The organism is Euzebya pacifica (assembly GCF_003344865.1).
In the GTDB taxonomy this organism is placed as follows: Bacteria; Actinomycetota; Nitriliruptoria; order Euzebyales; family Euzebyaceae; genus Euzebya; species Euzebya pacifica.
Genome location: NZ_CP031165.1, coordinates 3,460,913 through 3,477,203, shown reverse-complemented (window position 1 = coordinate 3,477,203; position 16,291 = coordinate 3,460,913). Strand labels below are relative to the sequence as shown.

Annotated in this window: 13 protein-coding genes and 2 riboswitches; of the genes, 5 read left to right on the top strand and 8 right to left on the bottom strand. The window is 71.3% G+C overall.

Going from position 1 to position 16,291, the window contains the following annotated elements:
- The first annotated feature begins 116 nt into the window (after window positions 1–116).
- Window positions 117–215: riboswitch (glycine riboswitch) on the top strand.
- Between the two features lie 2 nt (window positions 216–217).
- Window positions 218–308: riboswitch (glycine riboswitch) on the top strand.
- A 96-nt stretch (window positions 309–404) separates the two neighbouring features.
- A complete protein-coding gene (gene gcvP, locus DVS28_RS14870) occupies window positions 405–3,188 on the top strand; it encodes an aminomethyl-transferring glycine dehydrogenase (RefSeq protein WP_342795446.1) in 2,784 nt (927 codons plus the stop codon).
- A gap of 19 nt (window positions 3,189–3,207) precedes the next feature.
- On the opposite strand, the gene DVS28_RS14865 is transcribed toward gcvP, so the two are convergent.
- On the bottom strand, window positions 3,208–3,486 hold the full coding sequence (locus tag DVS28_RS14865; protein WP_164710572.1) for a hypothetical protein: 279 nt from the start codon (window positions 3,484–3,486) through the stop codon (window positions 3,208–3,210).
- A 137-nt stretch (window positions 3,487–3,623) separates the two neighbouring features.
- Between DVS28_RS14865 and DVS28_RS28470 the strand changes: the two genes are divergently transcribed.
- A complete protein-coding gene (locus tag DVS28_RS28470; protein WP_164709722.1) occupies window positions 3,624–4,358 on the top strand; it encodes a hypothetical protein in 735 nt (244 codons plus the stop codon).
- 49 nt (window positions 4,359–4,407) lie between these two features.
- Here DVS28_RS28470 and DVS28_RS14855 read toward each other — a convergent pair whose 3' ends face one another.
- Window positions 4,408–4,821 carry a PaaI family thioesterase gene (locus tag DVS28_RS14855; protein WP_114592153.1) on the bottom strand — a complete coding sequence of 138 codons (414 nt, stop codon included), beginning with the start codon at window positions 4,819–4,821 and terminating at the stop codon, window positions 4,408–4,410.
- Between the two features lie 104 nt (window positions 4,822–4,925).
- Here DVS28_RS14855 and DVS28_RS14850 point away from each other — a divergent pair, with 104 nt between their 5' ends.
- Complete coding sequence (locus DVS28_RS14850; protein ID WP_114592152.1) at window positions 4,926–5,675, top strand: 2OG-Fe(II) oxygenase; 750 nt, start codon at window positions 4,926–4,928, stop codon at window positions 5,673–5,675.
- Between the two features lie 42 nt (window positions 5,676–5,717).
- On the opposite strand, the gene DVS28_RS14845 is transcribed toward DVS28_RS14850, so the two are convergent.
- Together DVS28_RS14845 and DVS28_RS14840 are read right to left on the bottom strand one after the other, a co-directional pair.
- On the bottom strand, window positions 5,718–6,893 hold the full coding sequence (locus tag DVS28_RS14845) for an AI-2E family transporter (protein WP_114592151.1): 1,176 nt from the start codon (window positions 6,891–6,893) through the stop codon (window positions 5,718–5,720).
- 48 nt (window positions 6,894–6,941) lie between these two features.
- The gene (locus tag DVS28_RS14840) at window positions 6,942–7,472 is read right to left on the bottom strand and encodes an O-acetyl-ADP-ribose deacetylase (RefSeq protein WP_114592150.1); all 531 of its coding nucleotides are present in this window, start codon (window positions 7,470–7,472) and stop codon (window positions 6,942–6,944) included.
- A gap of 180 nt (window positions 7,473–7,652) precedes the next feature.
- Between DVS28_RS14840 and DVS28_RS14835 the strand changes: the two genes are divergently transcribed.
- Window positions 7,653–9,842: a putative bifunctional diguanylate cyclase/phosphodiesterase gene (locus DVS28_RS14835; RefSeq protein ID WP_164710570.1), complete on the top strand. Its 2,190-nt coding sequence runs from the start codon at window positions 7,653–7,655 to the stop codon at window positions 9,840–9,842.
- A gap of 28 nt (window positions 9,843–9,870) precedes the next feature.
- Here the strand turns inward: DVS28_RS14835 and DVS28_RS14830 are convergent, their stop codons facing one another.
- The 4 genes from DVS28_RS14830 to DVS28_RS14815 all read right to left on the bottom strand — a co-directional run bounded on the left by DVS28_RS14830 (window position 9,871) and on the right by DVS28_RS14815 (window position 15,965).
- On the bottom strand, window positions 9,871–11,643 hold the full coding sequence (locus tag DVS28_RS14830) for a proline--tRNA ligase (RefSeq protein ID WP_216826053.1): 1,773 nt from the start codon (window positions 11,641–11,643) through the stop codon (window positions 9,871–9,873).
- A gap of 48 nt (window positions 11,644–11,691) precedes the next feature.
- The gene (locus DVS28_RS14825) at window positions 11,692–13,413 is read right to left on the bottom strand and encodes a putative bifunctional diguanylate cyclase/phosphodiesterase (RefSeq protein ID WP_114592148.1); all 1,722 of its coding nucleotides are present in this window, start codon (window positions 13,411–13,413) and stop codon (window positions 11,692–11,694) included.
- A 67-nt stretch (window positions 13,414–13,480) separates the two neighbouring features.
- A complete protein-coding gene (locus DVS28_RS14820; RefSeq protein ID WP_164710569.1) occupies window positions 13,481–14,956 on the bottom strand; it encodes a leucyl aminopeptidase in 1,476 nt (491 codons plus the stop codon).
- A 67-nt stretch (window positions 14,957–15,023) separates the two neighbouring features.
- The gene (locus tag DVS28_RS14815) at window positions 15,024–15,965 is read right to left on the bottom strand and encodes a threonine ammonia-lyase (RefSeq protein ID WP_114592146.1); all 942 of its coding nucleotides are present in this window, start codon (window positions 15,963–15,965) and stop codon (window positions 15,024–15,026) included.
- A 35-nt stretch (window positions 15,966–16,000) separates the two neighbouring features.
- Between DVS28_RS14815 and DVS28_RS14810 the strand changes: the two genes are divergently transcribed.
- Window positions 16,001–16,267 carry a hypothetical protein gene (locus DVS28_RS14810; protein WP_114592145.1) on the top strand — a complete coding sequence of 89 codons (267 nt, stop codon included), beginning with the start codon at window positions 16,001–16,003 and terminating at the stop codon, window positions 16,265–16,267.
- Window positions 16,268–16,291: the final 24 nt, after the last annotated feature.

Below are 16,291 nucleotides of genomic sequence, written 5' to 3'. Positions count from 1 at the left end.
GGGACACCCACTTGATTCGCGATCACCCCGCCCCGACCCTGTTGAGGGGGAGTGAACGTCGGATGAAGGTCAGGCGACCCGGGCGGCTCGCTGCGCTACCCTCAGGGCTGCGCCGCCACGGTCGCGCGGGAGAGATCGGTCGGGCATCCACCTCGACCGGCGCCGAAGGAGCAACCGCCCCGGAAACTCTCAGGCACCCGGACCGCCCGATCAGGCGCACGCTGAAGAGCTCGGCCAGTGCTGGCCGGCGCCGAAGGGGAAAGCCGTCCGCACCCGGGCGGTGAAGCTCTCAGGCCAGGAACAGCGGGGGTCACCCTTCGCCACCGCATCGGGGCGAGGACGCTGACTCGACCACCGCTGGAGCGCACGTGACCGCCCATCCCTTCACCACCCGGCACATCGGCATGGACGACGGCGACGTCGCGCGCATGCTCGAGACCCTCGGCCGTGGGTCGCTCGACGAGCTGCTCGACGCCACCGTCCCAACGACGATCCGCCAGTCCGAGCCGTTGACGCTGACCGGCTTCACGGGGGCCGCCAGCGAGGACGCGGCACTGGAGGAGCTGCGCGAGATGGCTGGCATGAACCAGCCGCTGACCAGCCTCATCGGTCAGGGCTACTACGGCACGGTCACCCCGCCGGTGATCCGCCGCAACGTGCTGGAGAACCCGTCCTGGTACACCGCGTACACGCCGTACCAGCCCGAGATCTCCCAGGGCCGCCTCGAGGCGTTGCTGAACTTCCAGACCGTCGTGGCGGACCTGACCGGCCTGCCGTTGGCCAACGCCAGCCTGCTGGACGAGGGCACCGCCGCCGCCGAGGCGATGACGATGGCCCGCCGCGCCGTGCGGGGCGCCCCCGACACCTTCCTCGTCGACGCCGACGTGCACCCGCAGACCCTGTCGGTGCTGCAGACCCGCGCCGAACCGCTGGGCGTCAAGGTCGCCAGCGTCGACCCGTGGGACGACGAGCTGCCCGAGGCGTTCGGGCTGCTGCTGCAGTACCCCGGCAGCGGTGGTGCCGTCCGTGACCTGCGCCCGGCCATCGACGCCATCCACGACCACGGGGGGCTGGCCATCGTCGCCGCCGACCCGCTGGCGCTGACCCTGCTGACCCCTCCCGGCGAGATGGGTGCCGACATCGCCGTCGGATCCACGCAGCGCTTCGGCGTGCCGATGTGGTTCGGCGGTCCGCACGCCGCCTACATCTCCACCAGCGAGGACTACAAGCGCACCCTCCCGGGCCGCCTGGTCGGTGTCAGCGTGGACACCAAGGGTCGTCCCGCCAACCGCCTGGCCCTGCAGACCCGTGAGCAGCACATCCGCCGCGAGAAGGCCACGTCCAACATCTGCACCGCCCAGGTGCTGCTGGCCGTCGCCGCCGGGTTCTACGCGACCTACCACGGCCCGGACGGCCTGACGCGCGTGGCCGACCACTGCCGTCGCCTGGCCACGACGCTGTCCGCGTCGTTGACCGCCGGGGGGATCGAGATCGTGGCCGACGTCGTGTTCGACACCGTCACCGCCCGCGTGCCCGGCCGCGCCGAGGCGATCGCCGACGCCGCCCGCGAGTCCGGCCTGCTGCTGCGCCGCATCGACGCCGATCACGTCGGCATCAGCTTCGACGAGACCACCGGCCAGGACGACCTCGAGGCCGTCTGCGCCGCGTTCGGGATCGACCCCGTCGGCCACCACGACGAGATCGACCCGCCGGCGCTGCCCGACGCCCTGGCCCGCACCAGCGAGTTCATGACCCACCCGGTCTTCCACGCCCACCGCAACGAGACGTCGTTCATGCGCTACGTGCGTGGGCTGGCCGCCAAGGACCTCGCCCTGGACCGGGCGATGATCCCGCTGGGCTCGTGCACCATGAAGCTCAACGCCGCCGTGGAGCTCGAGGCCATCAGCTGGCACCAGTTCGCCGACATCCACCCGTTCGCGCCCGAGGACACCACCGCCGGCAGCCGGCTGATGGTCGAGCAGCTCGAGCAGTGGTTGGCCGACATCACCGGCTACGCCGCCGTGAGCGTGCAGCCCAACGCCGGATCACAGGGTGAGCTGGCCGGGCTGCTGGCCATCCGCGGCTACCACGGTTCGCGTGGTGACACCCAGCGCGACGTGTGCCTGATCCCGTCCTCGGCGCACGGCACCAACGCCGCCAGCGCCGTCATGGCCGGCATGCGTGTCGTCGTCGTGGCCACCACCGACGCCGGTGCGGTCGACATCGACGACCTGCGGGCCAAGGCCGAGGCCCACGCCGACACCCTGGCCGCGATCATGGTCACCTACCCCTCGACCGCGGGCGTGTTCGAGCAGGGCATCACCGACATCTGCGACATCGTCCACGAGCACGGCGGGCAGGTGTACCTCGACGGCGCGAACCTCAACGCCCTCGTCGGCCTGGCCCAGCCGGGGAAGTTCGGTGCCGACGTCAGCCACCTGAACCTCCACAAGACCTTCTGCATCCCCCACGGCGGTGGTGGCCCCGGCGTCGGCCCGGTCGCCGTCGGTGCGCACCTCGTGCCGTTCCTGCCGGGTTCTGCAGCGGCCCCCGCCATCTCGGCGGCGGTCAACGGCTCCGCGGGGATCCTCGCGATCCCGTGGGCCTACATCCGGATGATGGGCGGGGAGGGGCTGACCGACGCGACGTCGGTGGCGATCCTGTCGGCCAACTACATCGCCGAACGGCTCAAGGACGCCTTCCCGGTCCTCTACACCGGCGAACACGGCACCGTCGCCCACGAGTGCATCCTCGACCTGCGTCCCCTCACCAAGGAGACGGGGATCACCAACGAGGACGTGGCGAAGCGGCTGATCGACTACGGCTTCCACGCCCCGACGATGAGCTTCCCCGTGCCCGGCACGCTGATGGTCGAGCCGACGGAATCCGAGCCGCTGGTCGAGGTCGACCGGTTCTGCGACGCCATGCTGGCCATCCGCGAGGAGATCGCCGCAGTCGAACGCGGTGAGGTCGCCGTAGAGGACTCGGCGCTGCGTCACGCGCCGCACACGGTGGAGGACCTGCTGGTCGGGGAATGGGACAGGACCTACTCCCGTGAGGACGCGGCGTTCCCCGTCGGCGTGGAACGGGCCGGCAAGTACTGGTCCCCGGTCAGCCGCATCGACCAGGCCTACGGCGACAAGAACCTGGTCTGCGCCTGCCCGCCGCCGGAGGCGTTCGAGGACTGAGGCGACGCGACGTCCTGGCTCAGACCGCCTGGGCCAGGGCGTTTCCGGCGATCACGCGGACGACCCGGTCGGTCAGGCTGACGGTGCCGTCGTGGGTCATCAGCACGGCGCGCTGGCCCACCACGACGCGGGCCACGTCGTTGATGTCGGTCCGAGCCTGCAGCACGCCGTCGAGGGCACGGGTCAGGAGGTTGCCGTGCCACTCGTAGACCGCGCCGCTGGCGGTGCCGAAGATCACCATCTCCTCCACCATCGGCACCGCCGCCCCTGCGCTTGAGCCGCAGGACGGGATGGGCACACCCCGAGCGTCGTTGGCTGCAGTCGCTCGCGCGACCTTTCAGCAACCCTGGAGGCGTTTCGCGTGTGCCGCCCACCCCTGGGCCACGCTCCGATATATGGTGCGTCGGTCAGCGGGACGACGAGAGGACCATGGACATGGGCGCGCAGTATCCACCGGGCGGCCAGCAGTACCCGCCGCAGGGGCCGGGCGGACCGCCACCGCAGGGTGGCTACTACCAGCAGTCGCCGCAGCAGCCCAACGACCGCAGGGGCCTGATCCTCGGGATCGTGGCCCTGGTCGTCGCACTCGTCGCGGTCGGCATCGCCGCCTTCGTCGTCCTCGGGGACGACGACGGTGACGACGTCGTGCTCGACGCGGCCACGTCGTCACCTGTCCCCGTACGGACGACCGAGCCGGCCACGACGCCGACACCGGCGCCGGCTGCCCCCGCGCCTGCCCCTCCGGCACCCGCACCCGCCCCTGCGGCTCCTGCCCCGGCTCCCGCCCCGGCCCCGGCCCCGGCCCCGGCCCCCGCGGCGCCACCTCCCGCACCGGTGGTTCCGCAGGTGCAGGAGGACTTCGATGTCACCGTCCAGATCTTCTGGGACGACGGCTCGGACTTCGATGCACGGTTGATCACGCCGACGCAGGACGTGATCCCCGCGGGGAACGACTCGACGGGCGACTGCGGGGCGCCGTTCCCGGCCGAGGAGTCCGTCAACCACATCGGCAGCGACGGCGCCTACACCCTCGAGGTCACCCTCTTCTCGGCCTGCAATCTCGTCGACGCGTCCGTCGCCTACGACATCTACGTGGACGGCAACCTGGTGGACTCGGGCTCCTTGACGATCTTCGAGGGCGACACCGCCGTGATCGACTTCGCGTTCTAGGACGACCGGCCCGCTCGCTCGCGTCGCCCTCGTCGAGGCGCGTCCCGGCTCACACCAGGGCGAGCGTCACCTGTGCGTTGACCGCCGGTCGCGGGTCGCCGTCGGCGGTCAGCAGGACCTGCACGAAGGCCATGGACCGGCCCAACCGCAGGACACGCGCGGTCGCAAGGACGTCGGCGTCGCTGATGGGACGCATCATCTGCGTCGACTGGTCGACGGTGGTGCAGGCGCGGATGTCGCCGGCCGCGGCCCACAAGGCGAACACCGAAGCCGTGTCGGCCAGGGCCATGAACGCCTGCCCGCACACGATGCCGCCTGCCCGGCACAGCTTCTGGTCGAACGGCATCCGCATGACCACCCCGTCGTCGGTGATCTCCTCCACCCGCAGGTCGAGCTCGTTCACCCAGGCGCTGAAGCCCTCGGCGAGCAGTGTGTGGGCATGATCGGTGGTCAGGGTCGGCATGGGGCGCAGGCTAACCAGCGGCCGGGTGCGGAGGAGTAGGCTTCCCCGCCGTCCCGATCCACCCACACCCGCAGGGACCCCTCATCAGCTCCCCTCACCCCACCGTGTTCGACCGCCTCGGCCCCGACGACGTCGTGGTGGACCCCTTTCCGCACGCGGTCGTGCACGACGCCCTGCCCGACGAGGTGTACGAGCGCCTGGCCCGCACACGTCAAGCCGGCCCGGCAACAGGGGCCAACGTGCGTTCGGTCGTCCCGGGTTGGGTCCTGCAACGGCTGCCCCACGTCGACCCGGCATGGCGGGACTTCGTCGGCCGCCACCTGACGGTGGACATGGCGGTTCGCGTCGCCGAGGTGTTCGCCGACCACTGGGCCCCGCCGCTGCCGACAGCAGCCGCGCTGGAGACGGCATCGTGGTCACTCGTGGGCGCTGACATGATCCCGCCGGGCCTCGGGGACCCGATGCCGGCCGACGCCGAGGTCCGGGTGGACTGTCGCCTGGAGACGATCTCGGCCTCACCGGCGGAAGCGGGCAGCCATCGGCAGCAACATCTCGACCTCCCCAGCCGGCTGTTCTCCGCGCTGCTGTACATGCGACATCCCGACGACGACACCGACGGGGGCGGCCTGGTCCTGTATCGCTGGCGTGACGGCGCGCCGACGACGTTCGCGGACGACCTGGAGCTGTCAGCGGACCGGGTGGAGCCGGTGGTGACCGTGCCCTACGCCCCGAACACGCTCGTGGTGTTCCCCAACTCGCCGCGGGCGCTGCACGGTGCAGAGGTCCGTGCGGCGACCACCTTCGAACGGACATACGCCTTCCTGACCGCCGAGGTCGACCACAACCTCTGGTGAACGCCGCACCCGAAGGGCGCCGGCGGGCCCTCCGACCACGGGTCAGGCCGTGTGTGCCGCCGCCGGGATGGTGGTCTGATCCTCGTGCACCCCGTCGCGGTCCTCGCGCCAGGCCCGGAAGGCCGCCACCACCGCGGCGGACAGCGGCACGAACAGCAGGGCGCCGACGACGCCGGCGAGCAGCCCACCGCACGTCAGGGCGATCAGCACCGCCGCGGGATGCAGTGGCAGCCGCGAGCCCATCACCCACGGCTGGAGGACGTTGCCGTCGACCTGCTGGATCACGGTGTAGAGCACCCCGACGGTGATCGCCAGCCCCGTCCCGCCGGACGCGAACGCGGTGGCGACGGCAAGGCCGCCCACCACGAACGCACCGATGGTGGGGATGTAGGCGGCGAAGAGGGTCAGGACGACGAGCGCCTCGGCCAGGGGCACACCGAGCGCGAACAGCCCGATGGCGCTTAGGGTGGCATCGGCCAGGGCGACGACGGTCAGGCCACGGACGTACTGGGCGATCGTGCCGTAGGCAGCATGGCCCATCCGGTCCACCCGGGCCCGACGACGACGCGAGAACAGGCCCAGGAACCACGCCCACATCGAACGCCCGTCGCGCAGCAGGAAGAACGACAGCACGACCGCCAGCGCCGCCCCGGTCAGCACCTCGGCCAGCACCCGGAGGCCGGACACCGCGGCGTTGCTGCCGCCGCCCTCGCCGTCCCCGGTGCCGGCCACTGAGGAGAAGATCTCCTCGACCCCCCCGTTCCGGGGGATCGGCAGGCCGGGGAACTGTCCGCGGAGTCGCTCCAGCGCCTGTCGCAGCTGGTCGGCCAGCTCGGGCACCTGGTCGACGAAGCGCCATCCCACCAGGGCGAAGACGCCCAGCAGGACAAGGATCCACGACACGGTCAGGCCGAGCGCGGACACTGTCCTGGACACGCCACGGTCCTCGAGGCGTTCCACCAGTGGTTCGATGGTCGCGGCGATCAGCACCGCGAGGATGCACGCCACGACGACGAGAGCGACCCTGCTGACCAGCCAACCGACCGCGCCCAGCGCCAGCAGGATGCCCAGCAGGTACCACGCCGACCGTCCCATCGACGCCAGGGTCGGGCCCCCGTCAACCTCGGACGGGGCGGACGCACCGGTGGCGGTGTCCGTGCTGCGGTCCGTGCTGGACGACGGGTCCGTGCTGGACGACGGGGATGACGTGGTGGGCACGGCCTGTGGGTACCCGGATTCGGTGTCCCCGATGCACGCCGTGTCGGGTCAGCCGGTCCGCAGGTCCTCCAGGGCCTGCTGGTACACGGCCCGGTCGTCCTCACCGAAGCAGCACATGGTCACGACGGATGGCTCCTGGCCGGCGTCGACGTGCGCGGTCAGGACATCCATGGCGATACGGCTCGCGTCGTCCACCGGGTAGCCGTAGATGCCGGTGGAGATCGACGGGAACGCGATCGACCGGCACCCCTCCTCGGCGGCGACGGCGAGGCTGCGCTCGTAGCAGGAGCGCAACAGCGCCGGGGCGTCGTCACCCGCCGCGGCGTACACCGGCCCGACGGTGTGCACGACCAGCCGTGCCGGCAGGTCACCAGCTGTGGTGGCGATCGCCTCGCCGGTCGGCAGGCGTGCGCCGTCGGGGACCACCCGTCGGCAGTCCTCGAGGACGGCCGGTCCGCCGGCACGGTGGATCGCCCCGTCCACGCCTCCACCTCCGCGCAGCCGTTCGTTGGCCGCGTTGACGATCGCATCCACCCGGAGCGTGGTGATGTCGGCGTCGATGACCTCGATGGATCCCATCCCGGCCGAGCCTACGCCCGACGGAACGCCGCGCCCGGGCGACAGCCACGGATTCGTCGGGCCGGTTGCCGTCGGCCTCGGTCGTGCGGGGCGCGCTCGACAGCCCACCAGTAAGCTGCGCACGCAACGGGGCTTCGGGTTCCAGTGATCCCGGATCGGCGTTCGAGCGGAGGTGGTGGCGTGGGTGGTTCGCAGGCGAGCCATGCCCGGCTTGCCGAGATCGAGCGTGTCGGGGGCATCGGGACATGGACCTGGGACCCGCGGGGTGGACTGTGGTGGTCCGCGGAGATGCGACGGCTGCACGGGATCGCCCCCGACCAGTCGCCGGTGAACGCCGACTACAGCAGGCGACTGGTCCACCCCGACCACCGGGACGACGTGCAGGACAGCTGGCGGCGCATGCTGCGCGACGGCGTTCCCTGGGATCTGGAGTACCGGATCGTGCGTCCGGACGGGACCCAGCGATGGCTGGCCGCTCGGGCGCTGCCCGACGGCGTCGGCGACGAATTGCGTCAGGTCGTGGGCATCGTCAGGGACGTCACCGAGGATCACGAGGCCGAGGATCGTCGTCGCCGAGCCCACGAGGACCTGGCGGCACACCAGGCGATCCTGCAGCAGATCGTTCGTGGACAGCCGCTCGGCGTGACGCTGGACACGATGTGTCGGGACATCGAGCGACGGTTCCCGCACACGTACTGCTCGGTGATGCTGGTGGACGAGGACCTCGGCGTGCTGCGCGACGGCGCCGCACCGAGCCTGCCAGCCGGTGCGCGTGCGGCGCTGGACGGCCTGCCCATCGGGGAGGGCGAAGGTGCCTGTGGCACGGCCGCGCACCGGGGCGAGGCGGTCGTGGTCGAGGACACCCTCGTGGACCCGCTGGCCAAGGGCTACCAGGACATCGTCGGGACCTACGACCTGCGGGCCATCTGGTCCCACCCGCTCAAGAACGCGGCAGGTGAGGCGCTTGGCACCTTCGCCCTGTACCGCAACGTCCCGCACGTCCCGGACCGCGACGAGACGTCAGTGGTCAGGGCAGCAGCGGATGTGGTCGCGCTTGCGATCGAGCGGGAGCGGACCGAGCAGCAGCTGGTCCGCTCGGCGCAGATCGATTCACTCACGGGCCTGATCAACCGCCAGCAGTTCCTGCAGAAGCTGGTTGGACGGCTCCGGCACGGCTCCACGCGGACCGCGGTCATGTTCCTCGACCTGGACCGCTTCAAGTGGATCAACGACAGCTTCGGCCACCCGACGGGCGACCGAATCCTCGCCGAGCTCGGACATCGGTTCCAGAAGGCGTTCACCGGCCAGCAGACCGTTGCCCGGTTCGGCGGTGACGAGTTCACCGTGCTGCTCGAGGACGCGACCGACGACCGAATCGCCGACGCTGCCCGTCACGTTGCCGAGGTGCTGACCGAACCGTTCCACGTCGACCGGGGCGAGTTTGTCCTGACGGTGTCGATCGGCATCGCGATCGATGACGGTCTGGCCGATGCGGAGGGGCTCGTTCGCGACGCCGACGCCGCGATGTACGCCGCCAAGGAACGCGGCCGGGCACGGTGGGTCGTGTTCGACCAGCAGCTGCGCGAACGGGCGCTGGAACGCGTCGACCTCGAGGCGCAGCTGCGCAGGGGCATCGCCGACGGCGAGTTCACCGTGCACTACCAACCAAGCCTGATGCTCGAGACGGGGGAGTGGGGCGGTGCCGAGGCGCTGGCTCGCTGGTACCGCGACGGGGTCGTCGTCGCCAACCCCGACCGTTTCATCCCGCTGGCGGAGGAGACGGGACAGATCGTGGAGCTCGGGCTCCTGCTGCTGGAGCAGGTCGTCGAGCAGACCGCCGCCTGGCACGCGGCCGGCAGGTCCACGGTGGTGTCGGTGAACCTCGCGGTCCAGCAGCTCACGGACCCGAACCTGGTCGAACGCCTGGGCGACATGCTCCAGCGCCATGGCCTGCCGCCGGAGCTACTGGTCGTCGAGGTCACCGAGTCGGCGGTCATGCGGCACTTCGACCAGGCGCGAGAGGCGCTGGATCAGCTGCGGCGCATGGGGCTCCACCTCGTCATCGACGACTTCGGCACCGGCTACTCCTCGATCGCGCGAATGCGGGACCTGCCCGTGGTGGCAGTCAAGATCGACCGGTCCTTCACCAAGGACCTCGGGGTGACCCCGCAGGCCGATGACGTCATGGCCGCCGTGGTCGGACTCGCCCATGCGTTCGGCCTGCAGACGGTCGTCGAGGGCGTCGAGACCCGCGACGCCCTCGAGCGGCTCCGAACGCTGGGGTGCGAGGTCGCGCAGGGCTACCTGCTCGGCCGTCCGCAGACCGCAGCACAGCTCCAGGCAACCCTGTCCGCGCCCCCGCCCTGCTGAGCGCTCGGGGCGGCGAGGCGCCTCGCGATCAGCCCGCTGCGCAGACCTCGACGAGCCTGTCGACGACGACGTCGAGGGCCACGTCCTCGCGTTCGCCGGTCCGGCGGTCCTTGACCTCGACGACACCGCTGTCCAGGCCGCGCCCGACCACCAGGATGGTGGGCACGCCCAGCAGCTCGGCGTCGTTGAACTTCACCCCGGGGGAGACCCCGACACGGTCGTCGAGGAGGACCTCCAGGCCAGCGGCCTCGAGCTCGGTGGCGAGCGTCTCGGCGGCCGGTCCCTGGGGGCCGTTCTTCTTGCCGGCGACGACGACGTGCACGTCGGCGGGGGCGACGGCGCGAGGCCAGACGAGGCCGTCGTCGTCGTGGTTGGCCTCGGCCAGCACGGCCACGGCGCGGGACACGCCGATGCCGTAGGACCCCATCGTGACGGTGCGGGTCTTGCCGTTCTCGTCGAGGACGGTCAGGTCCAGCGCCTCGGCGTACTTGGTGCCGAGCTGGAAGATGTGGCCGATCTCCACGCCACGGGCGATCTCCATCGGCGAACCACAGCGGGGACAGGGATCGCCCTCGTGCACCTCGGCGGCCTCGATGGTGCCGTCGGCGGTGAAGTCACGTCCGGCGACCAGCCCGACGACGTGGCGGCCCGGCTCGTTGGCCCCGGTCACCCAACGGGTGCCGTCGACGATCCGCGGGTCGACCAGGAAGCGGATGCCCGACGCCGATTCCTCGCCCAGCACCTCCGGCCCGATGTAGCCCTTGACCAGCGACGGGTGTGCTGCGAAGTCGGCCTCGGTGAAGGGGGAGGGGACGGCTGGGGCGAGCTGCGCCTCGACCCGCTTGAGGTCGACGTCGCGGTCACCGGGCACGCCGACGGCCAGGGGTTCGCGGGTGCCGTCGGGGTGCTCGAGCATCATGACGACGTTCTTGAGCGTGTCCGCCGCCGTCCAGTCACGGTCCTCGCGACGCAGGTCGTCCCGCCCGTTGAGCAGGTCGACCAGGGTGGCGATGGTCGGGGTGTCGGGGGTGTCGGCGACGACGGCGTCGGGCAGGCCGTCGGTCGGCTGCGCCTCGGGGGCGGCGACCTCGACGGCTTCGGTGTTGGCGGCGTAGTCCCCGGCGGTGCACCGGACGAAGGTGTCCTCACCGACCTCGATCGGGGCCAGGAACTCCTCGCTGGCCGACCCGCCCATCGCGCCGGACATGGCCGAGACGATCTCGTAGTCGATGCCGAGGCGGTCGAAGGTCGCGATGTAGGCATCGCGGTGGCGGTCGTAGGACGCCTGCAGGCCGTCGGCGTCGATGTCGAAGGAGTAGGAGTCCTTCATCACGAACTCGCGACCGCGGAGCAACCCTGCGCGCGGACGGGCCTCGTCGCGGTACTTGGTCTGGATCTGGTAGATCGACAGCGGCAGGTCCTTGTAGGAGCTGTACAGGTCCTTCACGAGGAGCGTGAACATCTCCTCGTGGGTGGGGGCCAGCAGCATGTCGTTGTCGCGACGGTCCTTGAGCCGGAACAGGTTGGGGCCGTACTCCGTCCAGCGGCCCGTGGCCTCGTAGGGCTCACGCGGCAGCATCGCCGGGAAGTGGACTTCCTGGAAGCCCGCACGGTCCATCTCCTCACGGACGATGGCTTCGACCTTGCGGTACACGATCCAGCCCAGCGGCAGCCAGGTGAACCCGCCGGGCGCTGCCCGACGGATGTAGCCACCACGCACGAGCAGCCGGTGGGACGGCACCTCGGCGTCAGCAGGGTCTTCGCGCAGGGTGCGCAGGAACAGGGTCGACATCCGCAGCATAGGGACGGCAGGGTACGTGCTCGACGGGGCGTCGGGCACGTCGACAGGTCAGGAGCCGGTGGTGGTGCCCACGAGGTGCTCGAACGGTGTGGGCCGTCCGAAGAGGTATCCCTGTGCCTGTCGGCAGCCCATGTCGGCGAGGACCGCTGCCTGCTCGGCGTCCTCGACCCCTTCGGCGATGACGTCCAGCTGGAGCGCCTGGCCGAGGCTGATGACCGCCTTGGCGATCGCCCGACGCTTGGCGTCGGTGGTGATGTCGGCGACGAAGGACCGGTCGATCTTGACGACGCCGACCGGCAGCTTCTGCAGGTAGGTCAGGGAGGAGTACCCGGTGCCGAAGTCGTCGACGGCCAACCGCACACCTGCACGGTTGAGCGCATCGACGTCGGCGAGGGTCGACTTCGCGGCCTTGAGCAACGAGGTCTCGGTGAGCTCCAGGATCAGCTGGCCGTGTCCCAGTCCGCTGGTGGCCAACGCGTTCTCGACCCTGCGCCGGAAGTCCGGCCGTCCGAGCTGGCGGGCGCTGACGTTGATGGCCACGTGGGTCCGGGTGCTGCTGGCGGTCAGGAGGCGTCCCTGCCGGCACGCCTCGTCCAGCACCCAGGAGCCGAGGTCGACGATCAGGTCGGACTCCTCGGCGACGTCCAGGAACGCCCCGGGGGCCAGGAGGCCCTCGACGGGATGTTGCCAGCGGACCAGCGCCTCCCGGCCCACGATGTCACCCGTGGAGAGGTCCACGATGGGTTGGTGGTGCAGCCGCAGCTGATCGCCGTCCACGGCGGTGCGCAGCTCGGTCTCCAGCTGCAGCCGGGCCCGAGCCCGCTCGCGAAGGGTCTCGTCGAAGACCTCCACGCGTCCACGACCGCGTTCCTTGGCCTCGTACATCGCGGTGTCGGCGCGGCGGAGCAGCGCGGCGGGCTGGTCGTTCGGGCCGGCATGGGCGACCCCGATGGACAGCGTGACCGCCAGGGAGTGCCCGGCCACGGCGATGGGTTCGTCGGTGATCGCACGAACGCGTTCGGCCAGCCGGATGGCATCGGACTCGCGGCCCAGCTCCTCGCAGATGACCAGGAACTCGTCGCCGCTGAGACGTCCTGCGGTGTCGGCACCCCGGATGGAGGTGCGCAGCCGTCGGGCGATCTCGACCAGCAGCTGGTCACCGACCTCGTGGCCGAGCGAATCGTTGATCCGCTTGAAGCGGTCGACGTCGCAGAAGAGCAACGCGATGTGACCGCCGTTTCGACGCGAACGTTCCAGCGCCTGCCCGAGCCGGTCGAGCAGCAGCGTGCGGTTGGGCAGCGTGGTCAGCGGGTCGTGCGTCGCCTGGTGGGTCAGGGCGGCCTGGGCCAGCTTGCGGGCGGTCACGTCCTCGATCTGGGCGATGACACATGTCGCCGCCCCACCGGAATCGTGGACCGCCGACGCGGTCACCACGACGTGCACGGGGCGTCCGCTGCCATGGGCCAGCCGAAGCTGCACCCGGACCGGGCCGGGACCGGCCACGACCTCGTCCAGGAACTGCTGCAGGCGGTCGCGGTCCTCCGCCCGCACCACCTCCGTGATCCGGCGTTGCAGCAGCGCCGATCCGTCCGTGCCGAGCATCGTCCCGAGCGAGGCGTTGACCCGTATCAGCCGGCCGTCGGGCTGCAGGATCGCGTTGCCGGTCGGCGCCATCTCGAAGGCCAGCCTGAACCGCTCCTCCGCGTCGTGGAGCGCGTCCTGGCGTTCGTCGTGGGCGGGCGCATCGTGATGCGCGTCGGGAGGAGGCATGTCTCGCTCTCGATCGGCGCGCGTGCCGGGGACCTGAGTCCCCGGGATGTACCCGTGTGGGTTCTCCTCAGCTGGCCTGCTGCTGCAGATAGGCCAGCAGCGTGGCCACGCCGTAGCCGGTTCCGCCGACGGGCTGGTGTCCCCGGACGTGAGCCTTGTCGAGGAAGGCCGGCCCGGCGATGTCGAGATGTGCCCACGGCACGTCGCCCACGAAGCGCTGGAGGAACAGCGCCGCCATGATGGCGTCCGGGCCCTTGTCGGGGCCCAGGTGGTGGACGTCGGCGGTGCCGGTGTCGAGCCAGACGTCGAGGTCCTCCATGAGGGGCAGGGGCCACAGGGGTTCTCCGGCCGCATCGGCGGCCCGGCTGACGGCGTCGCGCAGGCTGTCGTCGTTGGACAGCAGGGCCGCGGTGTACGGGCCGAGCGCTGCCACCGCGGACCCGGTGAGGGTGGCGAGGTCGATGATGACGTCAGGTGCCATCTCGGCGCTGTGGGCGAGCACGTCGGCCAGCACCAGACGGCCCTCGGCGTCGGTGTGGGCCACCTCGATGGTGGTGCCGTTGCATGCCGTGACGACATCGCTGGGGCGCTGGGCGTTGCCGCCGATGGCGTTCTCCACCAGCCCCATGAACCCGGTGATGCGGACCCGTGCCCCGAGGGTCGCGATCGCGTCCATGACCCCGGCGACCGCGGCGGCGCCGGCCATGTCCGCCTTCATCGTCATCATGCCGGCGCCGGTCTTGAGGTTCAGGCCACCGCTGTCGAAGGTGATGCCCTTCCCGACGACGACCACGTGGGCCAGCGGGTTCTCGGGCGTCCAGTCGATGCGGACCAGGCGCGGCGGGTTGGCTGACCCCTGCGCGACCCCGAGCATCGCCCCGAAACCCTGCTCGGTCAGCCAGTCCTCGTCGAGGACGGTCACCTCGAGCCGGTCGCCCATCCGCTCGACGACGCGGTCGGCGATGTCGATGGGTGTGGCGTCCCCCGGCGGGGTGTTGACCAGGTCGCGGGCGAAGGCGATGGCCTCGCACGCCACCCGGGACCGCTCGATCGCGGCATCGGCCTCCGCGAGGATCGAGGAGGGAAGGACGAGGATCGCCTCGCGCTCCGCCGGGACGTCGCCGGCACCGGTGGAGGTGAACTCGGTGAACGTGTAGGCGCCGAGGGTCAGGCCGTCGGCCACCGCTTCGATCGCGGCGCGGGTCGGATGGACCTCGGCGAGGGTGGTGGCGATGCGTGCTGCCGTGGGGACGGCGCGGATGACGTCACCAGCGGCCCGACGCAGCGACGCCGGGCTGATCCCGTCCATGCGGCCCAGGCCGACCAGCACGATGCTGCCGAACGGCTGGCCCGGTGCGGCGATGCGCAGCGTCTGGCCCACGTCGCCCCGGAAGGAGGGGGTGACGGGGAAGTCGTCGAGCCCGAGGACCGACAGGAGGTGGCTGGCGCCGGGACCCTCGATGCCTCCCTTGAACACGCCGACGGCGATGGCGTCGACGTCGAGCTCGGCCAGGTCGGTGCTCTGCGCGGTGATGGTGATCATGTGGGCGGGGAGTCTAGTGGCCGATGGCATCCGGGGGTGGGCCGTTCGGGCCGGTGGCCCCCGCCGGTCACCGGAAGGTCGGTGCGGCCCAGTCGTCGTTGGCGCCACAGATCAGCACGCAGGGGTGGTCAGCGTCGACGTTCCCGGTCAGGACCGCTGCCAGGCCGATGCAGCCGCCGAGCTCGGCGGCGATCCTGACCCGGTCCCACAGCCAGTCGCGGGCAGCGAGGACGGCAGCGTCGTCGATGAGGACGATCCGGTCGACGTGGTCGGCGACGAGTCGGGCGTTGAGCGCGGTGGTCACCCGCGCCCCGAGGGACGGGCGCGTGATCGTGTCGACGGTCACCTCGACCGGTACGCCGCCGGCGGCCACGGCCTCGTACAGGGTGGGCGCGCCGACGGGTTCGGCGCCGATGACCCGTACGGCGCTGGTGGACGCGGCCACGCCGACGCCGGAGACGAGTCCGCCGCCGCCGATGCCCGCCACGAGGGCGTCGCAGTCGGGCGCCTGGGCCAGCATCTCGCGGCCGACGGTGCCCTGTCCGGCGATGACCATCGGGTCGCCGAAGGCGTGCACGAACGTGCGTCCCTCGTCGGCCTGGATCTCGCGGGCGAGCGCCTCGGCATCGTCGTAGACGTCCCCGTGGCGGATCACGCGTGCCCCGAACGACGCGACCCGGTCGGCCTTGAGGTCCGGTGACGTGGTGGGTACCACCACGACGGCGTCGATGCCCGCGTTGGTGGCGGCCCAGGCGACGGCCTGGCCGTGGTTGCCGCCCGATGCGGTCACCACTCCCGGCGTGTCGGCCGGCAGCGCACGGATCGCGTTGGTCGCCCCGCGTGCCTTGAACGACCCGGTGACCTGCAGCTGCTCGAGCTTGAGCGTCAGCGGGCGACCGTCGTCCAGGGCGATGCGGATCGTCGGCGTGCGGCGGAGGACACCGTCGAGGCGACGGGCCGCCGCGTCGACGTCGTCGAGGGTGACGGTGGCGGGTGGTGCGGAGTCCATTCCGGCGGAATCTACGCACCAGTAGCCTCGGTCGCATGGATCCGCTCGTCGCCGCCGCGCTGGTCGCTGCGGTCGTGCTCGGCGGGCTGTGGGTGGCGCACCTGCGTCGGGACGTCGCCCGTCGTGCAGCCCGTGGGTCGGAGTGGACCGGACAGGGCGAGGGAGGCCAGAACCTGTGGACGTCCTCGGTGCACTGCATCGAGTGCCACGCCTCGGGTGCCGTGATCAGCCGCGAGCGGGGGCAGCTCTGGCACACGTGCATGGCCTGCGGCGCACGCCATGCACGGGACATTCAGGCCTGAGCGAGCCGGTCTCGCTCGGACCGG

Coding starts and splice junctions, on each gene's coding strand:
- gcvP (WP_342795446.1), top strand. CDS start 405: ATGGACGACGGCGACGTCGCGCGCATGCTCGAGACCCTCGGCCGTGGG.
- DVS28_RS28470 (WP_164709722.1), top strand. CDS start 3,624: ATGGGCGCGCAGTATCCACCGGGCGGCCAGCAGTACCCGCCGCAGGGG.
- DVS28_RS14855 (WP_114592153.1), bottom strand. CDS start 4,821: ATGCCGACCCTGACCACCGATCATGCCCACACACTGCTCGCCGAGGGC.
- DVS28_RS14840 (WP_114592150.1), bottom strand. CDS start 7,472: ATGGGATCCATCGAGGTCATCGACGCCGACATCACCACGCTCCGGGTG.
- DVS28_RS14830 (WP_216826053.1), bottom strand. CDS start 11,643: ATGCTGCGGATGTCGACCCTGTTCCTGCGCACCCTGCGCGAAGACCCT.
- DVS28_RS14825 (WP_114592148.1), bottom strand. CDS start 13,413: ATGCCTCCTCCCGACGCGCATCACGATGCGCCCGCCCACGACGAACGC.
- DVS28_RS14820 (WP_164710569.1), bottom strand. CDS start 14,956: ATGATCACCATCACCGCGCAGAGCACCGACCTGGCCGAGCTCGACGTC.
- DVS28_RS14815 (WP_114592146.1), bottom strand. CDS start 15,965: ATGGACTCCGCACCACCCGCCACCGTCACCCTCGACGACGTCGACGCG.
- DVS28_RS14810 (WP_114592145.1), top strand. CDS start 16,001: ATGGATCCGCTCGTCGCCGCCGCGCTGGTCGCTGCGGTCGTGCTCGGC.